At 69.7% G+C, this 25,042-nt stretch carries 23 protein-coding genes and 1 pseudogene; 9 read left to right on the top strand and 15 right to left on the bottom strand.

Translation table 11 applies throughout. From position 1 onward, the window contains the following. Positions 1–13: 13 nt before the first annotated feature. Positions 14–1,162 carry a glycosyltransferase gene (locus LPN01_RS10675; RefSeq protein WP_262828391.1) on the bottom strand — a complete coding sequence of 383 codons (1,149 nt, stop codon included), beginning with the start codon at positions 1,160–1,162 and terminating at the stop codon, positions 14–16. Beyond that, on the bottom strand, positions 1,159–3,171 hold the full coding sequence (locus LPN01_RS10670) for an HAD family hydrolase (RefSeq protein ID WP_262828389.1): 2,013 nt from the start codon (positions 3,169–3,171) through the stop codon (positions 1,159–1,161). The genes LPN01_RS10675 and LPN01_RS10670 overlap by 4 nt, the downstream gene beginning before the upstream one ends. Before the next feature lie 601 nt (positions 3,172–3,772). Between LPN01_RS10670 and LPN01_RS10665 the strand changes: the two genes are divergently transcribed. After that, positions 3,773–4,405: a PAS domain-containing protein gene (locus tag LPN01_RS10665; protein WP_262828388.1), complete on the top strand. Its 633-nt coding sequence runs from the start codon at positions 3,773–3,775 to the stop codon at positions 4,403–4,405. Here the strand turns inward: LPN01_RS10665 and LPN01_RS10660 are convergent. Further along, complete coding sequence (locus LPN01_RS10660; RefSeq protein ID WP_262828387.1) at positions 4,399–4,551, bottom strand: hypothetical protein; 153 nt, start codon at positions 4,549–4,551, stop codon at positions 4,399–4,401. The genes LPN01_RS10665 and LPN01_RS10660 overlap by 7 nt on opposite strands. 255 nt (positions 4,552–4,806) lie before the next feature. Continuing rightward, positions 4,807–5,559, bottom strand: coding sequence for a Crp/Fnr family transcriptional regulator (locus tag LPN01_RS10655; protein WP_262828386.1), 753 nt, complete (start codon positions 5,557–5,559; stop codon positions 4,807–4,809). A gap of 99 nt (positions 5,560–5,658) precedes the next feature. On the opposite strand from LPN01_RS10655, the gene LPN01_RS10650 reads away from it, so the two are divergent. The 5 genes from LPN01_RS10650 to LPN01_RS10630 all read left to right on the top strand — a co-directional run bounded on the left by LPN01_RS10650 (position 5,659) and on the right by LPN01_RS10630 (position 10,724). Continuing rightward, positions 5,659–6,780 carry an alpha/beta hydrolase gene (locus tag LPN01_RS10650; protein ID WP_262828385.1) on the top strand — a complete coding sequence of 374 codons (1,122 nt, stop codon included), beginning with the start codon at positions 5,659–5,661 and terminating at the stop codon, positions 6,778–6,780. Between the two features lie 63 nt (positions 6,781–6,843). Beyond that, positions 6,844–7,917: a catalase family protein gene (locus tag LPN01_RS10645; RefSeq protein ID WP_262828384.1), complete on the top strand. Its 1,074-nt coding sequence runs from the start codon at positions 6,844–6,846 to the stop codon at positions 7,915–7,917. Between the two features lie 223 nt (positions 7,918–8,140). After that, on the top strand, positions 8,141–9,877 hold the full coding sequence (locus LPN01_RS10640) for a tryptophan-rich sensory protein (protein WP_262828383.1): 1,737 nt from the start codon (positions 8,141–8,143) through the stop codon (positions 9,875–9,877). Next, positions 9,874–10,233, top strand: coding sequence for a thiol-disulfide oxidoreductase DCC family protein (locus LPN01_RS10635; protein WP_262828382.1), 360 nt, complete (start codon positions 9,874–9,876; stop codon positions 10,231–10,233). The genes LPN01_RS10640 and LPN01_RS10635 overlap by 4 nt, the downstream gene beginning before the upstream one ends. After that, positions 10,230–10,724: a DUF427 domain-containing protein gene (locus LPN01_RS10630; RefSeq protein WP_262828381.1), complete on the top strand. Its 495-nt coding sequence runs from the start codon at positions 10,230–10,232 to the stop codon at positions 10,722–10,724. The genes LPN01_RS10635 and LPN01_RS10630 overlap by 4 nt, the downstream gene beginning before the upstream one ends. A 266-nt stretch (positions 10,725–10,990) precedes the next feature. Here LPN01_RS10630 and LPN01_RS10625 read toward each other — a convergent pair whose 3' ends face one another. The 8 genes from LPN01_RS10625 to LPN01_RS10590 form a co-directional block, all read right to left on the bottom strand. Beyond that, positions 10,991–12,214 (bottom strand): UxaA family hydrolase, encoded by a 1,224-nt coding sequence (locus LPN01_RS10625; protein ID WP_262828380.1) that lies wholly within the window; start codon positions 12,212–12,214, stop codon positions 10,991–10,993. Next, a complete protein-coding gene (locus LPN01_RS10620; RefSeq protein ID WP_262828379.1) occupies positions 12,211–12,513 on the bottom strand; it encodes a UxaA family hydrolase in 303 nt (100 codons plus the stop codon). Before LPN01_RS10620 ends, LPN01_RS10625 begins: the two co-directional genes overlap by 4 nt. Continuing rightward, positions 12,513–13,550 carry an aldo/keto reductase gene (locus LPN01_RS10615; RefSeq protein ID WP_262828378.1) on the bottom strand — a complete coding sequence of 346 codons (1,038 nt, stop codon included), beginning with the start codon at positions 13,548–13,550 and terminating at the stop codon, positions 12,513–12,515. Before LPN01_RS10615 ends, LPN01_RS10620 begins: the two co-directional genes overlap by 1 nt. Then, positions 13,547–14,428 (bottom strand): amidohydrolase family protein, encoded by an 882-nt coding sequence (locus LPN01_RS10610; RefSeq protein ID WP_262828377.1) that lies wholly within the window; start codon positions 14,426–14,428, stop codon positions 13,547–13,549. Before LPN01_RS10610 ends, LPN01_RS10615 begins: the two co-directional genes overlap by 4 nt. Positions 14,429–14,432: 4 nt before the next feature. Further along, positions 14,433–15,290 (bottom strand): fumarylacetoacetate hydrolase family protein, encoded by an 858-nt coding sequence (locus LPN01_RS10605; RefSeq protein WP_262828376.1) that lies wholly within the window; start codon positions 15,288–15,290, stop codon positions 14,433–14,435. A 27-nt stretch (positions 15,291–15,317) separates the two neighbouring features. Then, positions 15,318–16,049 (bottom strand): SDR family oxidoreductase, encoded by a 732-nt coding sequence (locus LPN01_RS10600; protein ID WP_262828375.1) that lies wholly within the window; start codon positions 16,047–16,049, stop codon positions 15,318–15,320. A 19-nt stretch (positions 16,050–16,068) separates the two neighbouring features. After that, a complete protein-coding gene (gene fucP / locus LPN01_RS10595; RefSeq protein ID WP_262828374.1) occupies positions 16,069–17,367 on the bottom strand; it encodes an L-fucose:H+ symporter permease in 1,299 nt (432 codons plus the stop codon). Positions 17,368–17,449: 82 nt separating this feature from the next. Beyond that, positions 17,450–18,217 carry an IclR family transcriptional regulator gene (locus tag LPN01_RS10590; RefSeq protein WP_262828373.1) on the bottom strand — a complete coding sequence of 256 codons (768 nt, stop codon included), beginning with the start codon at positions 18,215–18,217 and terminating at the stop codon, positions 17,450–17,452. Between the two features lie 160 nt (positions 18,218–18,377). Between LPN01_RS10590 and LPN01_RS10585 the strand changes: the two genes are divergently transcribed. Continuing rightward, positions 18,378–18,716 (top strand): L-rhamnose mutarotase, encoded by a 339-nt coding sequence (locus LPN01_RS10585; RefSeq protein WP_262828372.1) that lies wholly within the window; start codon positions 18,378–18,380, stop codon positions 18,714–18,716. A gap of 394 nt (positions 18,717–19,110) precedes the next feature. Beyond that, a complete protein-coding gene (locus tag LPN01_RS10580) occupies positions 19,111–20,466 on the top strand; it encodes a serine hydrolase domain-containing protein (protein ID WP_262828371.1) in 1,356 nt (451 codons plus the stop codon). Positions 20,467–20,488: 22 nt separating this feature from the next. Here LPN01_RS10580 and LPN01_RS10575 read toward each other — a convergent pair whose 3' ends face one another. Genes LPN01_RS10575 through LPN01_RS10565 form a run of 3 tightly spaced genes read right to left on the bottom strand, consistent with a single transcriptional unit; the run spans position 20,489 to position 22,593 of the window. Continuing rightward, positions 20,489–20,956: an acetamidase/formamidase family protein gene (locus LPN01_RS10575; RefSeq protein ID WP_262828370.1), complete on the bottom strand. Its 468-nt coding sequence runs from the start codon at positions 20,954–20,956 to the stop codon at positions 20,489–20,491. Next, a complete protein-coding gene (locus LPN01_RS10570) occupies positions 20,956–22,317 on the bottom strand; it encodes an SRPBCC family protein (RefSeq protein WP_262828369.1) in 1,362 nt (453 codons plus the stop codon). Before LPN01_RS10570 ends, LPN01_RS10575 begins: the two co-directional genes overlap by 1 nt. A 3-nt stretch (positions 22,318–22,320) precedes the next feature. Then, positions 22,321–22,593, bottom strand: coding sequence for a hypothetical protein (locus LPN01_RS10565; RefSeq protein ID WP_262828368.1), 273 nt, complete (start codon positions 22,591–22,593; stop codon positions 22,321–22,323). A 1,092-nt stretch (positions 22,594–23,685) separates the two neighbouring features. Between LPN01_RS10565 and LPN01_RS10560 the strand changes: the two are divergent. After that, positions 23,686–24,886 (top strand): annotated as a pseudogene (locus tag LPN01_RS10560) (IS3 family transposase). The last annotated feature ends 156 nt before the right edge of the window (positions 24,887–25,042 follow it).

The following is a 25,042-nucleotide window of genomic DNA, read 5'->3' as shown; positions in this document are numbered from 1 at the left end:
GGACGGGCTCCGGTCAGATCGAGGGAATGGGCAGAATGGCATCGGCGTCGGCAGGCGCGGCGGCTTGCGGCCACAGGCGCCCGACGAGCCCTTCCAGCCAGCGGGCCGCATCGCCGGCGGGCGCCTCGGCGATCATCGCGCGCTGGCGGACCGGCGCATGGGTCGCAAGGGCCGCGTCGATCGCCTGCGACCAGGCGTCGGCGGACGAGGGCAGGTGCGGCCGCACGCATGCGACACCCGCCGCCACCAGTGCCGCCGCCTTGCGGTGCTGCTCGTCGAAATAGCGCCACTCGGGAATCGCCAGCCACGGCCGCGCCGCCGCCAGCACCTGCTGGCAGGTGGTGTTGCCGGTCGACGATACGACAAGGTCCGCCGCGGCGACATAATCGGCGGGATTGTCCACCCAGCCGCGATGCTCGATATTGGCGGGCTCCGTCGCGTGCCAGTCGCGCTCGACCGGGCCGATCGTGATCCAGCGCGCCGCCGGCCGGCTGCGCGCGCCGACGCCCATCGGCGCCTGCCCGAAGCCGCTGCCGCCGCCGCCGGCCATGACCAGCACGACCTCCTCGCCCGCGCCGACCCCGATCCGCTGCCGCGCCAGCTCGCGTTCCGGCACCCGCGTGTCGACGCCGAGGCCGCCGGCGAAACAGGTGCGGGCAAGCATCGCGGCGTCCCATTCCGGTTGCGCCAGATCCATGTGGAAGGGCGCGAGCAGCCCCGCCGCGCCGGCATAGGCCGCGCGATGGCCCGCGTCGCCACGGTCGCCGTGCTGCAGCACCTTGACGTGCGGCACGCTGCAGATGCGCGCGAGCTGCGCGACCTCTGCCGATACGTCGCAGATCATCAGCGCCGGGTCCGCCGTCGCGAACCAGTGCGTCATCGTCGCCATCGCCTCGCGGATCCCCGGCCAGCCGAGCGGTGCGCAATGCAGCGTCTCGGGCGTCGGCACCCAGTCCGCAGTCGCGGCCTCCGCACCGGTCGGCTCGAACAGCGACGGAATGCGGACGACCTCGACCTGTTCCGGCAGCGGGGGAAAGATGTCATCGCGCGCGCAGAAGATCGTTAGCGGACGCGTCGCGGGCAGCGCGTGCGCGATCGCGGCACACCGCTCCGCGTGGCCGCGCCCCTGGTGATGGACGAAATAGCCGATCGGCCGGGTCACGCGCTGCCCCTCGCCATGCCGGCGAGGCCCAGCCGGCCCAGTCCCTCCATCACGCCCGCGGCATGATGGCGCTCCGCCCGGTACAGCCCGGGCCGCGGCGTCAGCGATGCCAGTTCCTCGCCGGCATTGCCGACCACGATCGCACCCCCGCAGCGTTCGAGCATGTCCGCGTCGTTGCCGCTGTCGCCCGCCGCGACGCAATCGGCCAGCGTCAGGCCCAGCCGCCCCGCATAGGCGGCGATCGCCGCGGCCTTGCCGCCGCCGGGCGCCAGCACGTCGATCAGCCGTCCGTGCGAAAAGATGACGTGCGCCGACAGGCCGGCGGTGGTCAGCGCGGTCCGGATCGCCGCGGCCGCCGCGGCGGTACCGAAGAAGCTCAGCTTGTGGGGGCCGTCCGTCGCCACCGGCTGCGGCGTGAGCGCGAGCGGCGCCAGCGCGGCGCGCACCGCCGCCAGGTCCCAGTCCGCGTCGAGCCCGGCGGCATAGGCGTCGCAGGCCTGCCAGCCGCCATCCTCGCCCGCCAGCATGATCCGAGTGCCGACATCGGTGATGAACGCATCGGGCTCGGGCAGGCGCCATTGCGCCAGCACCGCCCGCGCATCGGCGAACGACCGGCCGGTCGCGACGACGACGTGCATCGCGCCGGAGCGGCGCCAATGTGCGAACGCCTCCGCACCGACGCGGCATCCGGTCAGCGTGTGATCGATGTCGCAGGCGAGCAGCATCGGCCGGCGATGCAGCCCGGCGTAGACCGCGACCGCCTGCTCCGCATAGCGGGTCCAGTCGTAGCGGTCGTGGTTCGCCAGCGCCGCCGCACGATAGCGCGCGTGCGCCGCCGCATCGCCGATCACGCGGCGACAGGCCGCGGCGATCGCCGCCGGATCGCGCGGATCGACCAGCACGCCGTGGCCGACCGTCGCGACGATCTCCGCCGGGCCGCCGTGCCGCGTCGCCACCACCGGCACGCCCGCCTCCGCGGCCTCGATCAGCGTCAGCCCGAACGGTTCGTGCAGCGCCGGATTGACGAACACGCCCCCTCGCGCCGCACGACGGTACAGCGCGGTCACGTCCGCCGCATCGTGACGTCGCGGCAGCGCGACCCGGCCACGCAGCGCCGGATCCGCGCACAAGCGCTGCAATTCGTCACGGACCGAGCGCTCCTCCACCGACGACCGCCCGTCGTCCTGCCCCGCCAGCACGACCAGGTTCGCCATGTCGCGGAGCGCCGGGTCGGAGGCATAGGCACGCACAAGGCCCGCGAGATTCTTCTTCGCCACCGGCCGCGCGATCGCGAGGATGATCGGCAGCACGGGGCGATCGAACGCCTGCTCGACATCATCGACGAGCGTGCGGCCGCCCTCGCCTGCGATGTCCGCGCGCTGTGGCACGCCGGGCGCGATGCAATGGATGCGACCGTCGACCTTCACGCCATAGGCCTGCACCTGGCGGTCCGCCTCGTCGCGCGAGGACACGATCATGGCATTGGCGGCGACGATCGCCTGTCGCTCGTCCGCGATGCGGGCGTCGAGGTCGCCGTCGTCCAGCCCCTGCGCGCGCTTGTCGATCGCCAGCGCATGCGGCGTGTAGACGAACGGGATACCGAACCGCCGGCGCGCGGCCACCGCCACCGTCACCGCGTCCGCGAAATGGGCATGGATGACGTCGGGCAATCCGGGCAGGTCGCCCAGATAGGTCAGGAACGCGTCGACGAACGACGGCAGTTCCGCCGTCAGCGCTTCCTTTTCCAGATAGCGCGGGCTGTGGCTCGCCACCCGATCGATCGTCACGCGCTCGGCGACGACCTCATGGGCGACATCGTGGCTGGGGTGCAGGTCCGCCTCGGCGAAGCGACGCGTCACGATCGTCACGCGATGCCCCGCCGGCAGCTTCGCCTGGGCAAGCGCGGCGTCCATTACATAGGCGAGATGTCCCCCGGAATCGGCCGTGATGCCGAAATCGATCGGAGGTGCCTTCAGACAGCCCCCCAAAGCCACATGCAATATGAACAAGGCCACCCCGTTTCGTTAGATACGAGGAACGATCCCAGAACCCGTTGTTTCCCAATCGATAACGCAGGTTAATGCGTTTGCCGAACGAGGCCGGGCGCCCCGCGCCCGCGCCATGCCGCCCGCAGGGTGCGGCAGATGTCGGGCGGCGGACCGGACGCCCGTCGCAGCGACGACCCGGCGGCGCTCGCACGCACCGCTCCGGTACGGTCCGGCGCGCTCGCGCAACGACGCGCCGGACCGGGGCGGGCATGGATCATCGCACCCCGCAATACAGTCCGATCCGTTTCGGATACTTCACCGCCCGGGGACAATATTGTAGCTGGTCCTATGCCGCGGCGCTGGCCCGAGCGAGCGGCTGACACCGGCATCGACCCCGGCCGGCGCAAGTCGTCAACGCTTTCAGTGGCCCGGCACGATGCAGGTGACCTTCTCCCGCGCGGCGTCCCGGCCGGCGATCGGCTTCGATCCGGGGGTCGCGGCCATGCGGGCGTGGCTTTCCAAGTATCGTCGCGGATCGCGCCTCGAGGTTTCGCCATTGCGAACGAATGTGGTAGCCACGGTTATGCAATCGCGAACCCCGTCCCCGATCGTCGGACATACCATGGCCGACGCGGCGGGACGGCTGCTCGCCGTCGATCCGCAGGTGTGCGAGATCATGCACCGCGAAGAACGGGAGCTGATCGGCATGTCGTTCGAGACGCTGACTCATGTCGACGACCGTGCGCGCAACATATCCGCGCTGGCCAGCCTCGCCATCGCGGACGGGCCGATGACGATCCGCAAACGCTATGTCCGGCCCGACGGCTCGTCGGTCTGGTCGCACGTTCAGGTTTCGCGCCTCAAGGCCACAGACGGCAACAGGCTGATCGGGACGATCGAACTGGTCGGGCCGGACATCGCGAGGCGGGGGCCGGAGAGCCTGTGGCGGTCCGCCAAGTGCATCAATGCCCTGATCCAGCGGCGCCGGCAGGAACTGGGCGACGACCTGTTTTCCGATTACGCGTGGCTGATCCTGCTGCAGATCTATCTCGCCGAGGCGGAGGGGCGCACGATCACGGTGCGCGAGGCCGCCGCACGCGCGGACATCCGCGACGGCGTCGCCGAACGATGGATCGCGGTGTTCCGGCAGCGTCGGCTGATCGACTGTTCCGAATGGACCGACCATGCACCGCAGCTGACCGCGCACGGGATGCGCCAGGTCGAGCGATTGCTCGACTGGAACGTCGATTACTGATCGGTCGGCGGGCGATCCAGCGCCTGCAACGCCTGATCGAGATGGATGGCGACCAGCGTCACGCCCGCCCGGTCCGCCAAGGCCAGCGCTTCGCGGATGAGGTCGGCGATACGGGCCGCAGCCTCCGTCGTGCTATCGTCTGGCATGGATCGTCTTCTGTCACGCGGATGGAGCCGGCCCCAACGCCGTCGGGGGCGAACATATCCATCGTTTCCGCCCCGGACACAAGCGGGGCGACGGTCGGCGACCCCGTCGCGCGCGCCGTTCCCGCGCCGGTCAGGCCCTCCTGTCCCGATCATGCCGAGCCTCCGCAGGTCCGGTCCGACACGACCATGCGCCATCCGCCCGCAGGTCGGTCCGCCCCGCACGACGTCGCGACGGACGATCCGTGCGCCCGGCACTCAGCCGAGCAGCCGGACGTAATCCTCTTCGGGCCGGCCATAGGTGTCGCCCGCCAGCGCGATCAGCTTGGCGCGATCGTTGACGACGACGCGGGCGCGCAAGGCGCGGATCGCCCGCTCTTCCTCCAGCCGGTGCAGCGCGTCGGTCACACTGCTGCGGCGTACCCCCAGCATCAGCCGGAATTCCTCGTGCGTCATGCAGATCTCGTCCGCCTGCACGCGATCGTGGTAGAGCAGGATCCAGCGCGCCATCCGCCGCTCGATCGAATGCGCCAGCGACGACACGATCGTCCGCCCCATCTGGAGCATGAAGATCTGCACGAAGCGCAGGAGCGCGAGGCGCAGCGTCGCGCTGGCGTCGGCGGCGGCCAGCACCGCCTCCGCCGGGATGCGCAGCGCCCGGCCATGCTCGGCGCGCATCGTCACGTCATAGGGCGAGCGCGCGTCGCCCAGCAGCAGCGGCCAGCCGACGAACCCCTCGGCACCGAGCAGTCCCACGGCATAGCTGCGATCCCCGTCGAGCGTATCGAGCACGCCGGCGATCCCCTGTTCGAAGAAGCAGAGGCTGTCGATCGGATCGCCCGCCCGCGTGATGACGTCGCCCACCGCGAACGACACCGGGACGAGGTGCGGGGCGAGCAGCGCGAAATCGTCCGGCGAGAGTCGCGCGAGCAGGCGGTTGCCGGGTCGGGGCGCGGCGGCGGACGGCGGGACCTGGGGTGCGGTGCCGGGGAAATGCAGGATCGACGACATGGGCTCTCGGGTTTTTGCCCCCGACGGGGGTTTGCACGGTTCCGTACCGCAACGTTGGATCATGCCCGATTGTTCATGCGCCAGAAACAGGAGAAAACCATGTCCAGCATTGCAACGCGTGCGTCGTCACGCGCGATCATGACCGCGGCGCTGTTCGCCGCCGCGACCGGCGCGTCGGCCCAGTCGTCGCGCTCGGCCGCCGCGCCGCCGCCGCCGCCGGCTGCCGCCCCCGCGGTGCGACCGCCCGCGGCCGCGCCCGACATGCAGGCGGTGCTGGACGCCCTCGCCGGACTGGGCGGCAAGCCGATCGAGACGCTGACGCCCGCCGAAGCGCGCACGCAGCCGTCCGCCGCCGACGGCGCCAGGGCGGTGATGGCCGGCAAGGGCATGCCGACGACCCCCGACGCGTCGGTGACGACGCAGGACGTCCCCTATGGCAGCGATCCGCAGCAGTTCGCCCGCATCTACAAACCCGCCGCCGCGCCGGCCGGCGGCGCCGCGATGCCGGTCGTCGTCTATTACCATGGCGGCGGCTGGGTGATCGCGGATGTCGCCACCTATGACGCCGCACCGCGGGCGATGGCGAAGGCGCTCGGTGCGATCGTGGTGTCGGTCGAATATCGCCATGCGCCCGAATTCAAGTTCCCCGCGCAGCATGACGACGCCGCCGCGGCCTATCGCTGGACGCTGAAGAATGCGGCTGGCTGGGGCGGCGACGCCGCGAGGATCGCGGTGGCGGGCGAAAGCGCCGGCGGCAACCTCGCCGTCGCGACCGCGATCTACGCCCGCGACAACCGCCTGACGCTGCCGCGCCACATCGTGTCGGTATATCCGATCGCCAGCAGCAGCAGCACACTGCCCTCGCGGCGGGATTCGGCGAACGCGAAGCCCCTGAACGGCGCGATGCTCAAGTGGTTCGGCTATTATTATCAGGCGCGTGCCGCGGACGCGCAGGATCCGCGCCTCAACCTGGTCGCCGCGAACCTGCGCGGCCTGCCGCCGACGACGATCATCAATGCGCAGATCGATCCGCTGCGCTCCGACGGCGAGACGCTGGCGACGGCGATGCGCGCGGCGGGTGTCCCGGTCGAGCAGAAGACGTTTCCGGGCGTCACGCACGAATTCTTCGGCATGGCCGCGGTCGTGCGCGGGGCGAAGGACGCCAACGACCTCGCGGTCGCGCGGCTGAAGGCGGCGTTCGCGGCCACGCCGCGCCGTTGACCGACCGACCCGGCCGGGCGGCCCGTCGCCGCCCCGCCGTTTCCCGATGACAGGAGAGTTCCGATGACCCAGGCCCCGCTGCGCTATCGCGCCGACCTCGAAGACGTGCAGCCCGACGAGCAGGAGACGATCCGCGATCTGTGCTCCGCCTTCGACGTGATCCTCGAGCGGACCGCGGAGGATTATGGCCATGCCGTGCGGTCGGTTCACGCCAAGGCGCACGGCGTTCTTGTCGGAGAGCTGACCGTCGACGCCGGCCTGCCGCCCGAACTGGCGCAGGGGCTGTTCGCGACACCGGGACGGCATGCGGTGCTGATGCGGCTGTCGACCAATGCCGGCGACGTGCTGCCCGACGCGATCAGCCTGCCGCGCGGGCTGGCGATCAAGGTGTTCGATGTCGACGGCGCCCGCCTGCCCGGGTCGGAAGGCGATGCGCAGGACTTCGTGATGGTCAACGGCACCGTGTTCCAGGCGAAGACGGCGGACAAGTTCCTCGGCAACCTCAAGCTGCTGGCGAGAACGACCGACCGGATGGAGGGGACGAAGACGGTGATGTCGTCGGTGCTGCGCGGCGTCCGCGGCGCGCTGGAAGCGGTCGGCATCGAAAGCGCGGCGGTCAATTCGCTCGGCGGCGCGCCCAACGTCGAACCGCTCGGCGAAACCTATTACAGCGTCACGCCATTCCGCTACGGCGATCATGTCGCCAAGTTCAGCCTGAAGCCCGTCGCCCCGGCGATGACCGCGCTGACCGGCGGGATCATCGACGTCGACGGACGCGAGAATGCGATCCGCGAGGACGTGCGCAGCGAGATGCACGGGATCGACGCGGAATGGGAATTTCGTGTCCAGCTGTGCCGCGACCCCGAGCGCCAGCCGATCGAGGACCCGACGGTCGAATGGGACGAAGCGGAAGCGCCGTTCCAGCGGGTCGGCATCGTCCGCGTCGCCGCGCAGGACAGCTGGGCCCCCGATCAGGTGCGCCGGATCGACGAGGAAACGCGGTTCAGCGTGTGGACGGGGATCGATGCGCATCGGCCGCTCGGCAACATCAACCGCGCGCGCAATGCGCCCTATCGCCACTCCGCCGACTTCCGCGCGCGCGTCAACGGTTGCCCCTATCACGAGCCGGGAGCGTGAACGCTCCCCGCGCCTCCCCCCCCCTTCCCCTCCTCGGACAATCGACCATGATCCTCCCGCGCGACACGGAGGAACCGGAACTGGATGGTGGCCCGTCCGCCTCGAACGGACAGCCGCCGCTGTCCTGATCCGGCGGCGCAGCAGCGCGGCGAGAGTGAATCGTTGCGATGCGGGCGACCGAAGCGCGTCTCGACCGTTGTGCGGTGCAGAGGAGAGCGTTTCCATGTCCCGCCGTATCCTGATTACCGGCGCCAGCGTCGCGGGCAACACCGCCGCGTGGTGGCTGGGCCATGCCGGCTGCGACGTGACCGTGGTCGAACGCGCACCCACCTTTCGCGACGGCGGCCAGAACGTCGACGTGCGCGGGCCGGGCCGCGAGGTGCTGCGCCGCATGGGACTGGAACGGGCGGCACTCGATCGCGGCACCGGCGAGGAAGGCACTGCCTGGGTCGATGGGGACGGCCGGATCGCGGCGCGTTTCCTGACGCGCGAGGGGGACGCGGATGGGCCGACGGCGGAGATGGAGATCCTGCGCGGCGATCTCGCCCGCCTGCTCTACGATCCCGCATCCGACCATGCGACCTATCGCTTCGGCGACGCCGTGGCGGGGATCGCGCAGGACGACGCGGCGGCGACCGTGACGTTCGCGAGCGGCCGGACCGACCGCTACGATGCGGTCATCGTTGCGGAGGGGGTGGGCTCCGCCACGCGCAGCCGCGTCTTCGCCGGCGAGAACGACGCGCGCTGGATGGACCTGACGATCGCCTATTTCACGATTCCCCGGACGCCCGACGACGACCGGCTGTGGCGATGGTACAATGCCACCGGCGGCCGCAGCGTATCGCTGCGCCCCGACCGGCACGGCACGACGCGCGCGATGCTGTCCGTGCAGCACTCGCCCGGCGGCGAGCAGGACTGGCCGGTCGAACGGCAGCAGGCGTGGCTGCGCGAGCGATTCGCCGACGCCGGCTGGCAGTCCGCGCGCGTGCTCGACGGCATGGCGGAAACCGACGACTTCTACTTCGACGTCCTGCGCCAGGTGCGGATGCCGCGCTGGTCGCGTGGACGCGTCGTGCTGACCGGGGACGCCGCATGGTGCGCGACGCCGATCGCGGGCGTCGGCACGACGCTGGCGATCACCGGCGCCTATGTGCTTGCGGCGGAACTGGCGCGGTCGCCCGATGTCGCCTCGGCATTCGCAGCCTATGAAACCGCGATGCGACCGATGGTGACCGACGCGCAGGGCATCCCGAAATTCGTGCCGCGCATGATGAACCCCCACAGCCGGGTCGGCATCGGCCTGTTGCATCGTGCGCTGGACGTGGCGAGCAAGCCGGCGGTGCGCGGCATGACCGGCAAGCTGTTCGGCGGCGGCACGACCACGCCGGACCTGTCGGGCTATCCCGGTGCCGCGGAACCCGCCGCATCCGCCGCCGACGCGACGCCGGCACCGGCACCGGCGGGGCTATCACCATTGCTCGCGCTCGGCGCGGTCGGGATCGTGCTCGGCGCCAGCGCGCTGGTCGGACGGCGCAACGCGCCCGACCCGTCGCATCCGCGCATCCGCCGCTGGTATCGCCGGCTCGACAAGCCGGGCTTCACCCCTCCCGATGCCGCATTCGGTGCCGTCTGGCCGGTGCTGGAGGGCGGGCTGGCGGTCGGCGGCTACCGTCTGCTGCGGCAGCCGGCCGGCGGTGCGCGCAACGCCGCGGTCGGGCTGTGGCTGGTCAATACCGCGATGGTCGGCGGCTGGACGCAATTGTTCTTCCGCGAACGACGCCTCGGCGCCAGCGCGATCGCATCGGGTGCGATGGTCGCGTCCGGGGCGGCCTATGTCGCGACCGCGGCGAAGGCCGACCGGCCGGCCGCGGCGCTGGGCGTGCCGTTCGTCGCCTGGCTCGGCTTCGCGACGCTGCTGGCCGGGCGCATCTGGCGCGACAATCCGGCGCCGGAGCGATGACCCGCCTCACCGTCTGGCACGACGGCGACTGTCCGCTGTGCCGCAGGGAGATCGCGGTGATGCGGCGGCTCGACCGGCGCGGGCGCATCACCTTCGTCGATGCGACCGGGCCGGCGGACTGCCCGCTCGACCGGGCCGAACTGCTGGCGCGCTTCCATGCGATGGAGGACGGACGGATGGTATCCGGAGCGGCGGCGTTCGCGGCGATGTGGCGCGCGATACCGCTCCTGCGCCCGTTGGGACTGCTGGCGCGCCATCCCTTCGTCCTCGACCGGCTGGAGCGCGCCTATCGCCGCTTCCTCGTCGTGCGCCCTCGGCTGCAACGCTGGCTCGGCGGACGGAAGGTCGGCGCATGAGTCCGCGGCCCGATCCGGTCGGACCCGGTCAGGAGAGCGTCTGGCGCTACCCCCGGCCGGCCGTCGCCGAACCGAGCGACCGGCACGTCCGCATCATGCATGCCGGCATCGTCGTCGCCGACACGCACGCCGCCGTGCGCACGGTCGAGACGAGCCATCCGCCAAGCTGGTACATCCCGCCCGCGGCGATCGCGCGCGGCCTGCTGCACCCGTCCCCGCGCCGGTCGTTCTGCGAATGGAAGGGCGAGGCGCGCTACTGGCACGTCGAGGTCGGCGGATCCCGGTTCGAGGACGTCGCGTGGAGCTATCCCGACCCCACGCCCGGCTTCGCGATGCTGCGCGACCACGTCGCCTTCTACGCCGGCCCGTTCGACCTGTGCACCATCGACGGCGAACGGGTGACGCCGCAGCCGGGCGGCTTCTACGGCGGCTGGATCACGGCCGATCTTGCCGGCCCGTTCAAGGGCATCCCGGGCAGCCGGGGCTGGTAGACGCCCCGCGGCGGCACCGGTCGCACGACCGGCGCATCCGCGCCACCCCTGCGGCGCCGGCCCTTACGCGTCGCTGCCCGGGATCGCAGGTCTATCCGCCGCCCGCAGCCGGTGCACGCCGACGGTCGGACGACAGGCCTCGCGCGTATCCGACGCGGCGCGCAGGTCCGGCTGGCCCGCGGCGCCGGCCAGATCCCGCCCCCCGTTTGCCGGCGCCCCGGCGTGCCCGGCGCGAGCCATGACGGGAACGCCGGTGGCGCGGCGCCTCACGCCGCCGCAGGCAGGCAGCCGGGGCCGGCGGGCGCGGACGCCTTGTAGGTCAGCACGAACTCCTGATGGCCCAGCGCTTCCGACTTGGTGGAGGCGCCCGCCGCGGCCGCATCGATCAGCGCGACGATCTCCGCGCCGACCTGATCGAGCGTCGCACGGCCATCGAGGATGCGGCCGGCGTCGACATCCATGTCGCCCGCCATCCGGCGATAGGTTTCGGGGTTCGCGCAGATCTTGATGACGGGCGAGATCGCGGAGCCGACCACCGAACCGCGTCCCGTGACGAACAGGTTCACATGCGCGCCACAGGCGATCAGCTCGCCGATCTCGGCATTGTCGACGATGTTGGGGAAGCCGAACTTGGGATCGCCCGGCGGCACCACGTCGAGCAGGTAGAGGCCCGGCCCCGGCGCGCGTTCCGCCGGCAGGATGACGCCGTCGATCGCGCGGCTGCCCGACTTGGCATAGGCGCCGGCGGACTTTTCCTCCTGGCTCGACAGGCCGCCCTCGGCATTGCCGGGCGCGAAGCTGCCATAGCCCATGGCGCGGTAATATCGCTCCGCCTGATGGACGGAGGCGACGAGCGCGTCGGCAACGGCGGGGCTGGCGGCGCGTTCGGCCATATGGCCCTCGCACCCGATCATTTCGCCCGTCTCCTCGAAGATGCAGGTCGCCCCGGCATCGACCAGGGTGTCGAAGGCACGGCCGACGGCCGGGTTGCCGGTGATGCCGCTCGTTCCGTCCGACCCGCCGCAGATCGTGCCGACGACCAGCTCGGACCGGTGCATCGGCACCTGCACCGCCTGCGCATCGGCCGCTGCCGCCACGCGCCCGACCGCGGCGAGGCCGGCGTCGATCGCGCCGCGGGTGCCGCCCGATTGCTGGATCACCACCGTCTCGACCGGACGGCCGTGTTCGCGCGCATTGGCGGCGAGTGCCTCGCGGTTGAAGCTTTCGCAGCCGAGCGACAGCAGCACGACGCCGCCGACGTTGGGATGGACGGTCAGCGCCTTCATCATCGCCAGCGCGTAGTCGTTGGGATAGCAGCCGGGAAAACCGATCAGCTGGACGCGCGGGTCGTCGATCCGGTCGACGATGCGGCGCGCGACATGATGCGCGCATTCGACCAGATAGACGACGACGATCGCGTCGCGGATGCCCTTGCGCCCGTCGGAGCGCAGCCAGGCGCGGATGGCGCCGCCGGTGGTGTCGTCGGTCATGCGTGATCCCCCGCCGTGTCGCGCAGGTGCGCGGGCATATAGTCGCTCTTCATATTGTGCATGTGGACCCACCCACCGGGCTGCGCCGCGGCGGTCATCGATCCGATCGGCATGCCGTATTTCAGCACCTTGTCGCCGGCGGCGAGCGGCAGCAGCGCGAGCTTGTGACCGATCGGCACGGGTTCGACGACGGTGAGCGCATGCCCGTCGATCGCGAAGCTCTCGCCCGCGGACAGGGTTCGGCAACACACGACGACGTTGTCGGAGGGCGACAGGCGGATCGCGGCGGGGGCGGTCATCAGGATACCTCTTCGGCGGGTATGGGGGCATCGTCGCGCAGCAGGCCGGCGTGGCGCAGCTCGAGCCAGAAATCGCGGGGGATGGTTTCGCCGTACAGCGAGACGGTGTCGGCGACCCGCGCGGCGCTGCCCAGCCCCGGGATGACGCTGGCGACGACGGGATGCGCGAGCACGAATTGCAGCGCGGCGGCGGCGAGGCGCACGCCATGGCGGTCGGCGATGCCTTCGATGGCGCGCACCCGCGCCACCACGTCCTCCGGCGCGGGAGCATAATCGTAATGGAGCGTGCCGCCCGAACGCGTGCCGGTCGCCAGGATGCCGCTGTTGTACGGCCCGCCGATCACGACCGCGGTACCCGCCGCCGCACAGGCCGGCAGCAGCGCGTCGAGCGCGCCCTGTTCCAGCAGCGTATAGCGGCCGGCGAGCAGGATGACGTCGATCGCCATCTCGCGCATCACGTCGCGGCAGACCGCGATCTCGTTGACGCCGACGCCGAACCCCGCGATCGCCCCCTCGCCGCGCAGCCGGTCGAGCGCGCGCAGCCCCCCGCCCGCCGTCAGCTGGTCCCAATAGCGCGCCGCGGCCTCGCCATGCGTGTAGCTGCCGATGTCGTGGACGTAGAGCAGGTCGACGCGGGCGAGGCCGAGCCGTTGCAGGCTGTGATCGTGGCTGCGCAGGATGCCATCGTGGGTATAGTCGAAGCGTCGGCGGAACGGCATCGGCGAGCGGAAGCCGTCGCGCATCGCATCGTCGGTCACGGTCGGATCGGGGTCCATCAGCCGGCCGACCTTGGTCGATACGACGACATCGTCGCGCAGGCGCAGCGCGTCGCCGCAGCGCCGCTCGGACAGGCCGCGTCCGTAATGCGGCGCGGTGTCGACATAGCGCAGACCGGCGTCGAGCGCGGCGTCGATCGCCGCGCGCACCGCGTCGTCCGGGATCGGCTGATAGAGGTTGCCGAGCGCGGCGGCGCCGAAGCCGACCTCGGACACGGCAAGACCGGTGCGCCCCACCGGGCGGCTGGGGATCGCGGTCATACGTCCAGTCCCAATCGGTAGATCCGGTCGGCATTGCGGCCCCACAGGTCGCGTCGCTCGTCGTCCGAACAGCCGGCGAGCAGCGCCTCATAGGCGCCGAGCGTCGCATCCATCGATGCGGACAGGCGGTCGGTCGGAAAGTTGGTGGCGACCATGACGCGGCCGGTGCCGAACCGGTCGATCACCTCGCGCACCAGCGGGCCGAATGCCGCCGGATCGAACGGCGCGGCGACAAAGCCCGCGCCCGATAGCTTGATCGCGACATGCGGCAACGCCGCCAGCGCGATAAGCCCCGTGCGCCATTCCTCGAGCCAGTCCCCACGCCTTGGCAGGCCCAGATGATCGACGATCAGCGGCACATCGGGGTGCCGCGCCGCGACTTCGGCGATACCGGACAGTTGCGGCGGGAACCCGTGGAAATCGAAGCTGAGGCCATGCCCGGCGAGCAGCGCATAGCCGCGCCGCCACGCGGCGTCGCGGGTCAGGTCGCGGGGATAGGCGCACCGGGCCGGATCGCGATCCCAATTGACCAGATGGCGGATACCGCGGACGCGCCGATGCCCCGCATGGAACGCCAGCTTGGCCGCCACGTCGGGATCGTCGAGCGCGACGCGGGCGACGATCGCGATCGGCAGGCCGTCGGCGTCGGCCACCTCCTCCAGCCATTCCGTCTCGCGCTCGCCGTCGTCGGGATGCGCGCCGGCATCGACATGGACCGCGCCGACGACGTTCCACGCCGCCGCCTCGCGCCGATAGTCCGCGACCCCGTAGCTCGCGGCGATCGGCGCCTGCCCGGCGGCGGCGAGCCAGGGATAGCGCAGCCGCCCGCGATCCCACAGGTGCAGGTGCGCATCGACGAAGGGCGGCCGCGTCGTCATCCGATCAGCCCGGCCGCGACCAGGCGACGAAGTCCTGGCCCTGGCGCCCCAGCTTCTCGATGCCGAGCTCCACCCGGTCGCCGGGCTTCAGATACCAGGGCTCGGGCTTCTGGCCGAGGCCGACGCCCGGCGGCGTGCCGGTGGTGATGACGTCGCCCGGTTCCAGCGTCATGAACTGCGAGCAATAGGCGACGATCCGCGCGACGGTGAAGATCATCGTGCGCGTGTTGCCGTCCTGGAGACGTTGACCGTTGACCTCCAGCCACATCGACAGCGCCTGCGGATCGCCGACCTCGTCCGCGGTCACCAGCCAGGGGCCGATCGGACCGAAGGTCGGAAAGCCCTTGCCCTTGTCCCACGTCATGCCGCGCTCGGTCTGCCAATGGCGTTCGGAGACGTCGTTGACGACGCAATAGCCCGCGACGTGGTCCAGCGCGTCGGCTTCCTCGACATAGCTTGCGCGGCGGCCGATGACGACGCCCAGCTCGACCTCCCAGTCGGTCTTCGTCGAATCGCGCGGGATGGTGACGGGGTCGTTCGGCCCCTGGATGCAACCGACCCATTTGTTGAACACCACCGGTTCCGCAGGGATCGGCAGGTTCGATTCGGCGGCGTGATCGGCGTAGTTCAGCCCGATCGCGACGAAATGTCGCGTACCGGCGACGCAGGGGCCGAAACGCGGCTCGCCCTCGACCAGCGGCAGCGTCGCGGGATCGATCGCCGCCAGCCGGGCGAGCCCGTCCGGGCCGATCGCGTCGGGGCCGATGTCGGCGACATGCGGGGACAGGTCGCGGATGCGTCCGTCCGCATCGATCAGTCCGGGCCGTTCGCCGCCTGCGGGTCCGAAACGACAGAGTTTCATGCTGGGATGCCTTTGCTGTTCGCGGGATCAGGCCATCGACCAGCCGCCGTCGATGACGTGCAGCTGTCCGGTGGTATAGGCGCTTTCGTCGGAGGCGAGGTAGAGCGCGAGCGCGGCGACCTCCTCGGCCTTGCCGAGCCGGCCGAGCGGCTGGCGGGCGACGAAGGCGGCGCGTGCCGCCGCCTCGTCGCCGGTCGCGGCGAGCCGCTCGTCGAGCGAGGGCGACTGGACGGTGCCCGGGCAGATCGCGTTGCAGCGGATCCTGTCGGCAACGTAATCGACCGCGACCGATCGCGTGATTCCCGCGACCGCCGCCTTCGACACGCAATAGGCATAGCGGTTGGCGACGCCGATGACGGGGCCTGCGACCGACGCCATGTTGACGATCGATCCGCCGCCGTTGGCGATCATCGCCGGCAGGACCGCGGTGAGCATGTGCGTGATCGCATGGACGTTGAGGTCGAACGACAGCCGATAGCCGGCATCGTCGGTATCGAGCAGCGTCCCCGCATCGACATAGCCCGCGCAGTTGAACAGCACGTCTACTGCCCCCGCTTGCGCCCCGAACGTCGCGATGGCGGCGGGATCGGTCAGGTCGAGGACCTGCGTCTCGCACCCCGTCAGCGACGCCAGCGTGTCGGCGTTGCGATCGACCGCGATGACGTGCGCGCCTTCGCGCGCGAAGGCCTCCGCCGCGGCACGTCCGATCCCCTGCCCCGCGCCGGTCACGATCGCGCGCTTGCCCTGCAACCTGTCCACTCGTCCTGCTCCCTCGGCCTCAGCCGTTCCTGGCGAGGCTGCGCCCCGATATGATCGCGAAGCCCAGCACCACCGCGAAGCTCATTGCCGGCACCAGCATCGCATGGGTGATCCCGGCGCGGTCGGACACCAGCCCCATCAGCGCGGTCAGCCCGGCGCCGCCGATGATCGCCATGACGATCAGCGACGCACCCGCGCGGCGCAGCGGCCCCAGGCCCTCGATCCCGATCGCGAAGATCGTCGGGAACTGGATCGACATGAAGAAGCTCGCAGCGACCAGCGCGTACAGGCCGATGGGCCCGCCGATCGTCCCCGCGACCCCCGCGAGCACCAGCGATACGGTCGCGAACAGCGCAAGCAGCCGGACCGGCGCGAGCCGCGCCATCAGACCCGCACCGACGAAGCGCCCGGTCGCGAACAGCACCAGCGACACGAACAGCGCATCGGCGCCGGCGCGTTCGCCGAGCCCCGCATTCGCCTGCGCATAGCGGATCGTGTAGCTCCACAGACCGACCTGCGCGCCGACGTAGAAAAATTGCGCGACGACCGCGCCGAGCAGCCGCGGCCGGCGGAACACGTCGACGAAGCGGCCGCCGGAGCGGACCTCGGCAACCTCAGAGCCTCTGGGAAACGCCACGAACGCCGCGGCGACCGCGAACGCCAGCACCAGCGCCGCCAGCCAGACATAGGGGCCGGCCACCGCCTGCACCTCGGTCCGGTAGAAGGCGGCGCGCGCAGACGCGTCCATCGTCGCCAGCGTCCGCTCGTCATATTCGATGCCGGACAGGATGAAGAAACGCCCGATCAGGATCCCGGTGATCGCGCCGAGCGGGTTTGCGGCCTGCGCCCAGTTGAGCCGCCGCGCCGCGGTCGCGGGATCGCCCAGTTCGGTCATCAGGGGATTGGCCGACGTTTCCAGAAAGGCCAGCCCCGCCGCGATCACGAACAGCGCGAGCAGGAACAACTGGTACATGCTCGCCTGCGCCGCCGGATAGAAGAGCAGCGCGCCGACGCCGTACAGGGTCAGCCCGGTGACGATCGCCGCCTTGTAGCCGAAGCGGCGCATGACCATCGATGCCGGCACGGCGAGCAGGAAATAGCCGAAGTAGAAGACCTGCTGGACGAAGCTGGTGCCGAAATCGGACAGCGTGAACGCCTTGCGAAACTGCGCGATCAGGATGTCGTTGAGGTTGTTCGCCACCCCCCAGAGGAAGAACAGGCAGACCGTGATGACGAGCGCGGGACCGTACCGGCGCGCATCGCCCCGCGAAACGGACGCGGCCGATGGATCGCGCATGATCTGGGCAGGGATCGCCATCGGCCTCGTCTCCGTGAGATTTCGTTTTTATGGGCGAAAGCTACCGGCAAGCCGGGCATCATGCAAGGCGCGGTGTTCGGCGTCAGCCGCCGAGCAGCTGGGAAATGCGCCGCGTCGTGTCCCCGAGCATCGTGCGCGCCGTGTCGAACCCCACCGGTTGCGACCCGTCGATCGTCTCGAGGAAGGGAACGGTCAGCGCCGCGAGCAGCTCGCCGCCGAAGCCGAAGACCGGATAGCTGACGTCCGTCACGCCACGCGTGTTCGGGCTTTCGCGGGTGTCGTAGCCCTGCCCGCGCACCGCGGCGAGGCGCACACCGAGGCCAGCGCGATCGATCGGTGCGCCGGGTGGCGTCGCGATCCGGTCGAGTATCCGCTCGACGGTCGCGGCCGGCGAAAAGGCGAGGATCACCTGGCCCGAACAGCTGCGCAGCAAATCGATCGACGCGCCCAGACGCAGCGCGAACCCGCGCACGCCGGGGTTTTCCTCGCGCGCGATCACCAGCCCCTCGGCGTTCTTTGGCACGACGAGATGGCACGACTGTCCGATCGCGCCGGCCAGCGCCTGCATCTCGGGGATCGCCGTACTCGTCAGCTGCCGCGCCGGTGTCGCGCGATAGGCGACGTCGAGGAACTTGTACGTCACCGTATAGCGATCGGTCGCCGGCGATTTCTGCAAATATCCGGCATCCTCCATCACCACGACGATGCGGAACAATTCGCCGAGCGTACGGCCGAGCGCGCTCGCCATCTCGCTCGCCAGCAGCCCCTGCGGGTTGTTGGCGAGCAGCTCGATCACCAGGAACGCCTTGTCCAGCGCCGGCGCCGTATAATGTCCCTTGCGCTCCGCCATCGCCACCTCTCCTGCCCGCGTACCCGGCCTATCGCATATCGCGCGACGGGCGGCGAACCACCGTTTCGCGTCGCCCGCGCCGCCGCGCGACCGTTGACCTGCCCGCGCTGCCGTTTGTACGGAATGGCGGATCAGACCGTCAGCACGAGGATCGGCCGCGATGGGACGCAGGATATGTTTCGCGCTCGACCTAGTCGACGATCACGACCTGATCGCCGCCTACGAACGCGCGCATGCGCCCGGCGCGGTGTGGGCGGAGGTGATCGAGGGCATCCGTGCCTCTGGCATCGAGACGATGGAGATCTGGCGCGTCGCCACCCGTCTGTTCATGATCGCCGAAGTCGCGGACGATTGGCCCCGCCCCATCCCCGATCGCCTGCGCGTCGTCGACGATCGCTGGCAGGCGACGATGGACCGCTTCCAGCAGCGCATCGCGAACGCGGCGGACGGCGGGAAATGGGCGCCGATGACGCGCATCTTCGCGCTCGACGCGCAATAGACCGGCGCGGGCGCCGTGCGCTTCGCGGATCGCCCGACGCAGCGCCGCTCGGCGGCGGCGCGATCCGCATGATCGGGAGGGGTACTTCCGACACCGCGCCCTGCCCCCGTGGCGCGCACCGGCGGCGTGGCCTTTGGGGACGTGGCGGGCAGGTCGGCGGGCTGGTCGGAGGGTCTGGCCGCCCGAAGCTCATGGCGCACGCCGCCGACGGCCAGCGCGATCGCGCCCGCATCGCAAAGGGGCAACGGCGAGCGCCGTAGCGAAATATGGCCGGGCACCGCAGCGACGGGCTGCCCGTTCGTGATCGCCAAGGCCACCCGATCGGAGGAAGGCCGCGCGGCACGCGCCACATCGATGGATTGCGATACGCTCCCGCCGATGGAATGATGCGACGATGCGGATATCAACACCAGCCGTCCTTGCCCTCGTCATCTCGGTGCCGGCGAGCGCCCAGATCGTCGCCCAGCCCTCGGCCGGCACCTATTCCCGCGCGGTGGCGGCCGGGTACAAGGCGGCCCTCTATTGTTCGGGCATCTTCAACGCTGGCCGGACCCCGGCGCAGATCGATGCCGACGAACTGGCCGGCATCTATCCCGATTATGAAGAAATCGTGCCGACGCTGGCCGCGCAGGTCGACCGCCCCCGCCGGTCCGTCACCGTCCCCTTCGATCCCGCACTGCCGCCGCGATATGCGGTGTGGCGCGACGGCCGCGGCTGCGTAACGCTGCCGATCGGCAGCATGGTGCCGGCGGGCGGCGAGGCCGGCGGGCCCCCACCGATTGCGGGCGCGGACCCTCGCCCCTGGCCGCAAGGCGATGCCGGCATCGCGCCGCACCCTTCCGTGCCGCTGACCGGAGCCGTCGGCAAGGCCTTTGCGGACGGCTATGGCGCGGGCACCAAGACCGTCGGCGTCATCGTCGTGAAGGAAGGCACAATCGTTGCCGAACGCTATCGCGGCGGCTTCGGGCCGTACGTGTCGAACCGGACCTGGTCGGTCGGCAAGTCGATCGCCGGGACGCTGATCGGCATCGCCGACGCCGGGGCGCTCCAGGCGCCCGCCGCCGTGCCGCAGTGGATCACCGGCGACCCGCGGCGATCGATCACGCTCGACAACCTCCTTCGCATGGCGTCGGGCCTTCACAGCGACACGGCGGGCAACCGCACCGACGCGGTCTATTTCGGCGGTACGGCAGTCGACGAGCAGACGGTTGCCTGGCCTCTGGAAGCCCGGCCCGGCACCCGCTTCCGCTATGCCAACAACGACATCCTGCTTGCGGTCTACGCCACGCGGCAGCGGCTCGGCGAGGACCGCTATCGCACGTGGCCCCGCGAACTGTTCGGCAGGCTCGGCATGGCGCACACGGTCGCGGAAACCGACTGGCACGGCAATTACGTCCTCTCGAGTCAGGTGTGGTCCACCGCCCGTGATCTCGCGCGGCTCGGCCTGTTCTGGTCCCGGGACGGGCTCTGGGATGGCCAGCGCCTGCTGCCGCCAGGCTGGATGCGCACCATGACGCGCGCGAGCGGACCGCAGCCCGCCAGCGGACCGGGCTATGGCGCGACGCTGTGGCTGTTCGGCCCGGAACAGGGCCTGCCCGAGGGCAGTTTCGCCGCGCAGGGCAACCGCGGCCAATATGTCATGGTCATCCCGTCCCGCCATCTGGTCGTCGTGCGGCGCGGCGAGGATCCGGGGGCCGCCAGGTTCGACATCGCCCGCTTCGCCGCCGACGTGGACGCCGCCTTGCCCTAGACGATCGCCCCCTTCGTGCCTGCTACCGCTTCGTGAAGACCGCCTTCGGCAGGACGACATGGACGCCCTTGTTGCGGTCGACCAGTTCGGTGATCTCGACATCACCCGCGACGCTGATGAGCATATAGGCGTCGTCCCGCGTCATCCCCTTCTCGGCGACCAGGAAGTCGATCATGTTGCGCAGCGCCTTTCGCGTCGCATGGCTGAGGTCGTCATCGAAGCCCATCGCGATATAGGCCTTTGGCGTCTCGGCACGCGGATACGGGATGGCCGCCTTGTGCAGCACGAATTCGAAGGTGCCGGTCAGCGAGGTTTCGAGCGCGGTGATGTCGACCTCGCCATTGCCCTGCGCGGCATGGCCGTCGCCCACCTGGAACAGCGCACCGGGGGCATGCACCGGCAGGAACAGCGTCGTGCCGGCATTGGGGCCAACTTGTCGCTTCCCGGAAACAGCCGTTGGTTCAGTTTTGGATTCGTTTCCACAAGCCATCAGGTCTCACGTGAACTGTGAAGGCGAGCAGCGCGGCCGCCCGCCTCTGCCTTACCCTTAAGGTCATCCATAACCCGCGACAGGTTCACGCGGATTGCCAGCCGAGCAAGCGGCTCCCAGTAGGGCACCGGTTCGACGCGCAGGACGCTATGCGCTTCAACATCGAGCCGGGTGCGACCACCCGGCAGCGGGACGAGGGTGAAGCTGGTCGCGCCAGTCTCGAAATAGCCTTGGACGTGCGGGGCGCGAACGCGGCGATAGGGACTCATCTCCTCCATGGCCGGTGGTTGCGTCAGAACCTGAAAGGCAAGGCGGTGACCGGGCACCCATTCGGTCACACGCTCGCGCGCGACACCTGTTGAGAACTCGCCCAGCCGGATCGCGCCGACACCGTGGCCGAGCAGGCGGCCCCGTAGGGGATAGGCCAGGCCCGCCGCGCCCACCAGGCCGGGCTCGCTCTTGATCGGCTTACCGCCGGTGAGCGCCGACCACACCTCACCTGGCGATGCAGTGACCTCAATGGATGCCCGCGCTGTGATCGGCAGAGCGGGCGGCGTGGCGGCTTCCAGAGCGAACAGAGCGGGCAGCAACGCCACACTCGCCAACGGCTTGCCGCCGCCGTGGCCCACTTTGGCCACCGCGCGGCCCGCCGCCCCGCCGATCAGCGCCGCCAAGGCGCCCAATGGCGCGGCGAGCAGGATACAGACGAACCCTTCCAGCGCCAGCGCCACCAGCGCGGCCGTGCCCAGCGCCGCGGCGATCAGCACCAGTCGGGCAGTCGCGCGCCCGCTGAGCCGCAGCCGGCGGTTGGCAAGGTAGCCGGTGGAGATGCCCACCAGGAACGGCGTGGCGACGAACAGGCTCCAGCCGTAGCTGCCAAACGTCAGCGCCGAGACCAGCACCGCCGCGACGATGATGGCGACACCGGCGAGCACCCCCTGAACCACGTGGGCGGTATCGCTGCCCGGAGCAGGCGCAGAACCCGGACCGTCGCGCCGCTCGAACCGCGGAAGCAATGCGAGCATCGCCGCGGCCGCGATCTGCGCCGCCGGCACGACCACCACCGCAGCAACCGCATAGCCTGCGCCGGACCAGTTGGCGCGCCGGAACGACAGGAGTGCGAGCGCACCCGCCGCTATCAGCGCAACGGAGAACGCGATTGCGGCGTCACCGGCGGGCAGGTCCGGGCTCATCGCCAGTCGCCTCAGCGGCAGCAGCCAGAACCCCGCATCGGCAAGTAGCGGCGTGCCGCGTGCGCGGAGCAGCAGCGCTACAGCCGCGTGCGGCACCAGCAGAAGCACCGGCGCGAGGAGTGCATAGCGGCTCGGCCGCGTCACGCCGGCGAAGGAGGGCAGCCGCATCGCTCAGGCCTCCTCTACAAGTGTCGCAAAGGGCAAGGCTTCGTGCGCATACTCCGGGGCAATTCTGGTCAACGCGCCCTCGCGCGCCAAATGCTCGGGTAGCGCGATGTTCCAGACGAGCCCTGCCCGCTCCAGCCGCAGCAAGAAGCCAAAGCCCCAGTCGCTTTGGCCGGGGTAGAGTCCGATGCGCGCCGATCCCGGAAACGCGTGGTGATTGTTGTGCCACGCCTCGCCCATGGTGGGGATCGCCGCCCAAGGCACGTCGTGCGCCTGCACGCCCGCGTCATTTACAAGCCAGCTCTGCGGCCCCGTGCGATGTGCCAGATGGCCGACGAACCAATGACCCGTGACCGACAGGCAAACACGCAGAAAAAGATCGTTCCCGGCACTTACCGTCTATTGTCAGGCGTCAGCTCGCATAGACAATACATGACGCGGGATTTCGGCGGTGCGACGGCCGTATTCGCCCACCCCGTAACAGTCGTGATCTTGAAGCGCGTGATGCAAGAAGCGTCCAGCTCTCGGACGCTGGATGGAAAAAGCCCACGAGGTTTGCCCGTTTCGGCCATAATTCGGCGCCGTCCCAGTTGATCTGCGCCTTGGGCGCCTCGATCGACTGTCACGTCTAGTCCAGTAGCGGCTTGAGCTCCTCCCAGCGCCAGCGACGCTTGAGCCGATTCATCGTGTCCCGGCCGATCATCTCACGATGCTGCATCTGGCCGACAGTAAGAACTGGCGCAACGTCGGACGCCACGCTGAATCGAAAAATGCCCCCCTGTTCGGCTGAAGGCTGCGAAAGCAGACGATCCTATTTGCCGAGATGATGACGTCGGATGCAAAGTCGCTGTCTTCGCGCTCCTTCTCGCCGCCGCCTCCATGTCGGCATCGACGAACGGTCTTGCGCCATGCAAAATCAGGTGAACGAACGTCCGCTTGCCGTGATCGCTGCCTGAAAACGGGCAGGCGAATTACCCCTATCGGCGGGCGTTCAAAGTCATTATCCCATGCGCTGAACGAACGCCCGCTTCTTCGCTATCGCGGCCTGAAAGCTGCCGGGCCGCTCGCCACCATGAACGCGCGTCCGCTTTCCGGCACGAAAATCGGAAAAGCGGAAGCTCTGCTAGGATCATGTCTCCGTTCCACAGCCGCTCGGACCTCGAAGACCCGATCGATCGACGCCGATAGCCGTGTCGAGCAGGATCGATACTCCCAAATGGCAACCACGCGGGACCCAAACGCCGGTTTCGAGGTTTCGGGAGGTGCCACGACGTCGCATGCTGGTGTCAAAGCGACCCATGAAGTCCTGAGGTGGCCCCTCAAATGACCTTACAGGGCCTCACTCTTAGATAAGAGTGAGGCATATGACTGATGACTGACGGTACGACCAGGCGTTACAACGACGGCGAGGTCTTTTCCGGTGTTCAGCGCCGGAGGCGGGGACACTGGAGGAGAAGGTCCGGATCGTCGAGGAGACGTATTTGCCGGGGAGGGGCGTGTCGCTGGTCGCCCGCCAACACGGCATCAGCGGCAGCCAGGCCTTCACCCGGCGCCGGCTGATGAGCCAGGGTGCACTGACCGGCGAGGAGGTGGTGCCGGCTTCCGAATACCGGGCGCTGGAGGCGCAGGTACGCGAATTGCAGCGGTTGCTTGGCAAGAAGGCCTTGGAGAATGATCTGCTGCGCGAGGCCGTGTCCCGGGCCGCAGGCCCAAAAACTGCTCTTGCGCTCGACCTCGTTGTCGGGAGACATTCTGTGGCCGCGGTAGCCGACGCACTCGGCATTTCTCGCCCGCATCTGTCGGCGATGCGCAACCGGCCACCGCCACGACCGCGCGGGCGACCACCGCTGCCGGATGCGACATCCGGCTGCTCGTCGCCGATTTGCCGACCTATGGCTATCGTCGTGTCCATACCCTGCTGCGCCGCCAGGCCGAGAAGACCGGACGCGCAGCGCCCAATCTCAAACGGGTGTACCGCGTCATGAAGATGCATGGGCTGCTGCTCCAGCGGGGCGGCGAACCGCGCAAGGAACGCCGTCACGACGGCCGCGTCGCCGTCGACCAGCGCAACACCCGCTGGTGTTCCGACGGATTGAAGACCGCGTGCGACAACGGCGAGAAGGTGTGCGTCGCATTCGCGCTCGATTGCTGCGACCGGGAGGCGATGGGGCACGTGGCCACGACGGGCGGCATCACCGCTGAGGACGTGCAGGACCCGATAGTCGCCACCGTTGAGCACCACTACGGTCGCGTGAACCGTGTGCCCGAGCCGATCGAGTGACTGACAGACAACGGCAGCTGCTACACCGCTCGCGACACCCGTACCTTTGCCCGAGGGATCGGGCTGATCCCGCGCACCACCCCACAATCCAACGGCATGGCCGCGGCGTTCGTCCGCACCCTCAAGCGCGACTACGTCCGCGTGAACCCCAGGCCCGATGCGCAGACTGTCATCGCTCAACTGCCGGCATGGATTGACCACTATAACGAAGTGAATCCACACCGCGCCCTCGGCTACAGGTCACCCCGCGAATTCATCGCGACAACCCGCGAGGCCCCGTCAGCGAATTAGGGGGCAACAACAAGTCCCGACGGTTTGGTATCGTGTCGATACGAAACTGTCGGCTAAGTCATTGATTTTGAATTTACAGGATGAGCGCCACAATCGCCTCAAAGTCGATTCGGCGCAGCCAACTAGCTGATACAATTCAACAATTGTGCGAGATTT

This window comes from Sphingomonas sp. A2-49 (assembly GCF_025548555.1).
Classification (GTDB): Bacteria; Pseudomonadota; Alphaproteobacteria; order Sphingomonadales; family Sphingomonadaceae; genus Sphingomonas.
Note: the sequence above shows the minus strand (reverse complement) of the source record. Positions and strands in the feature narration are given on the sequence as shown.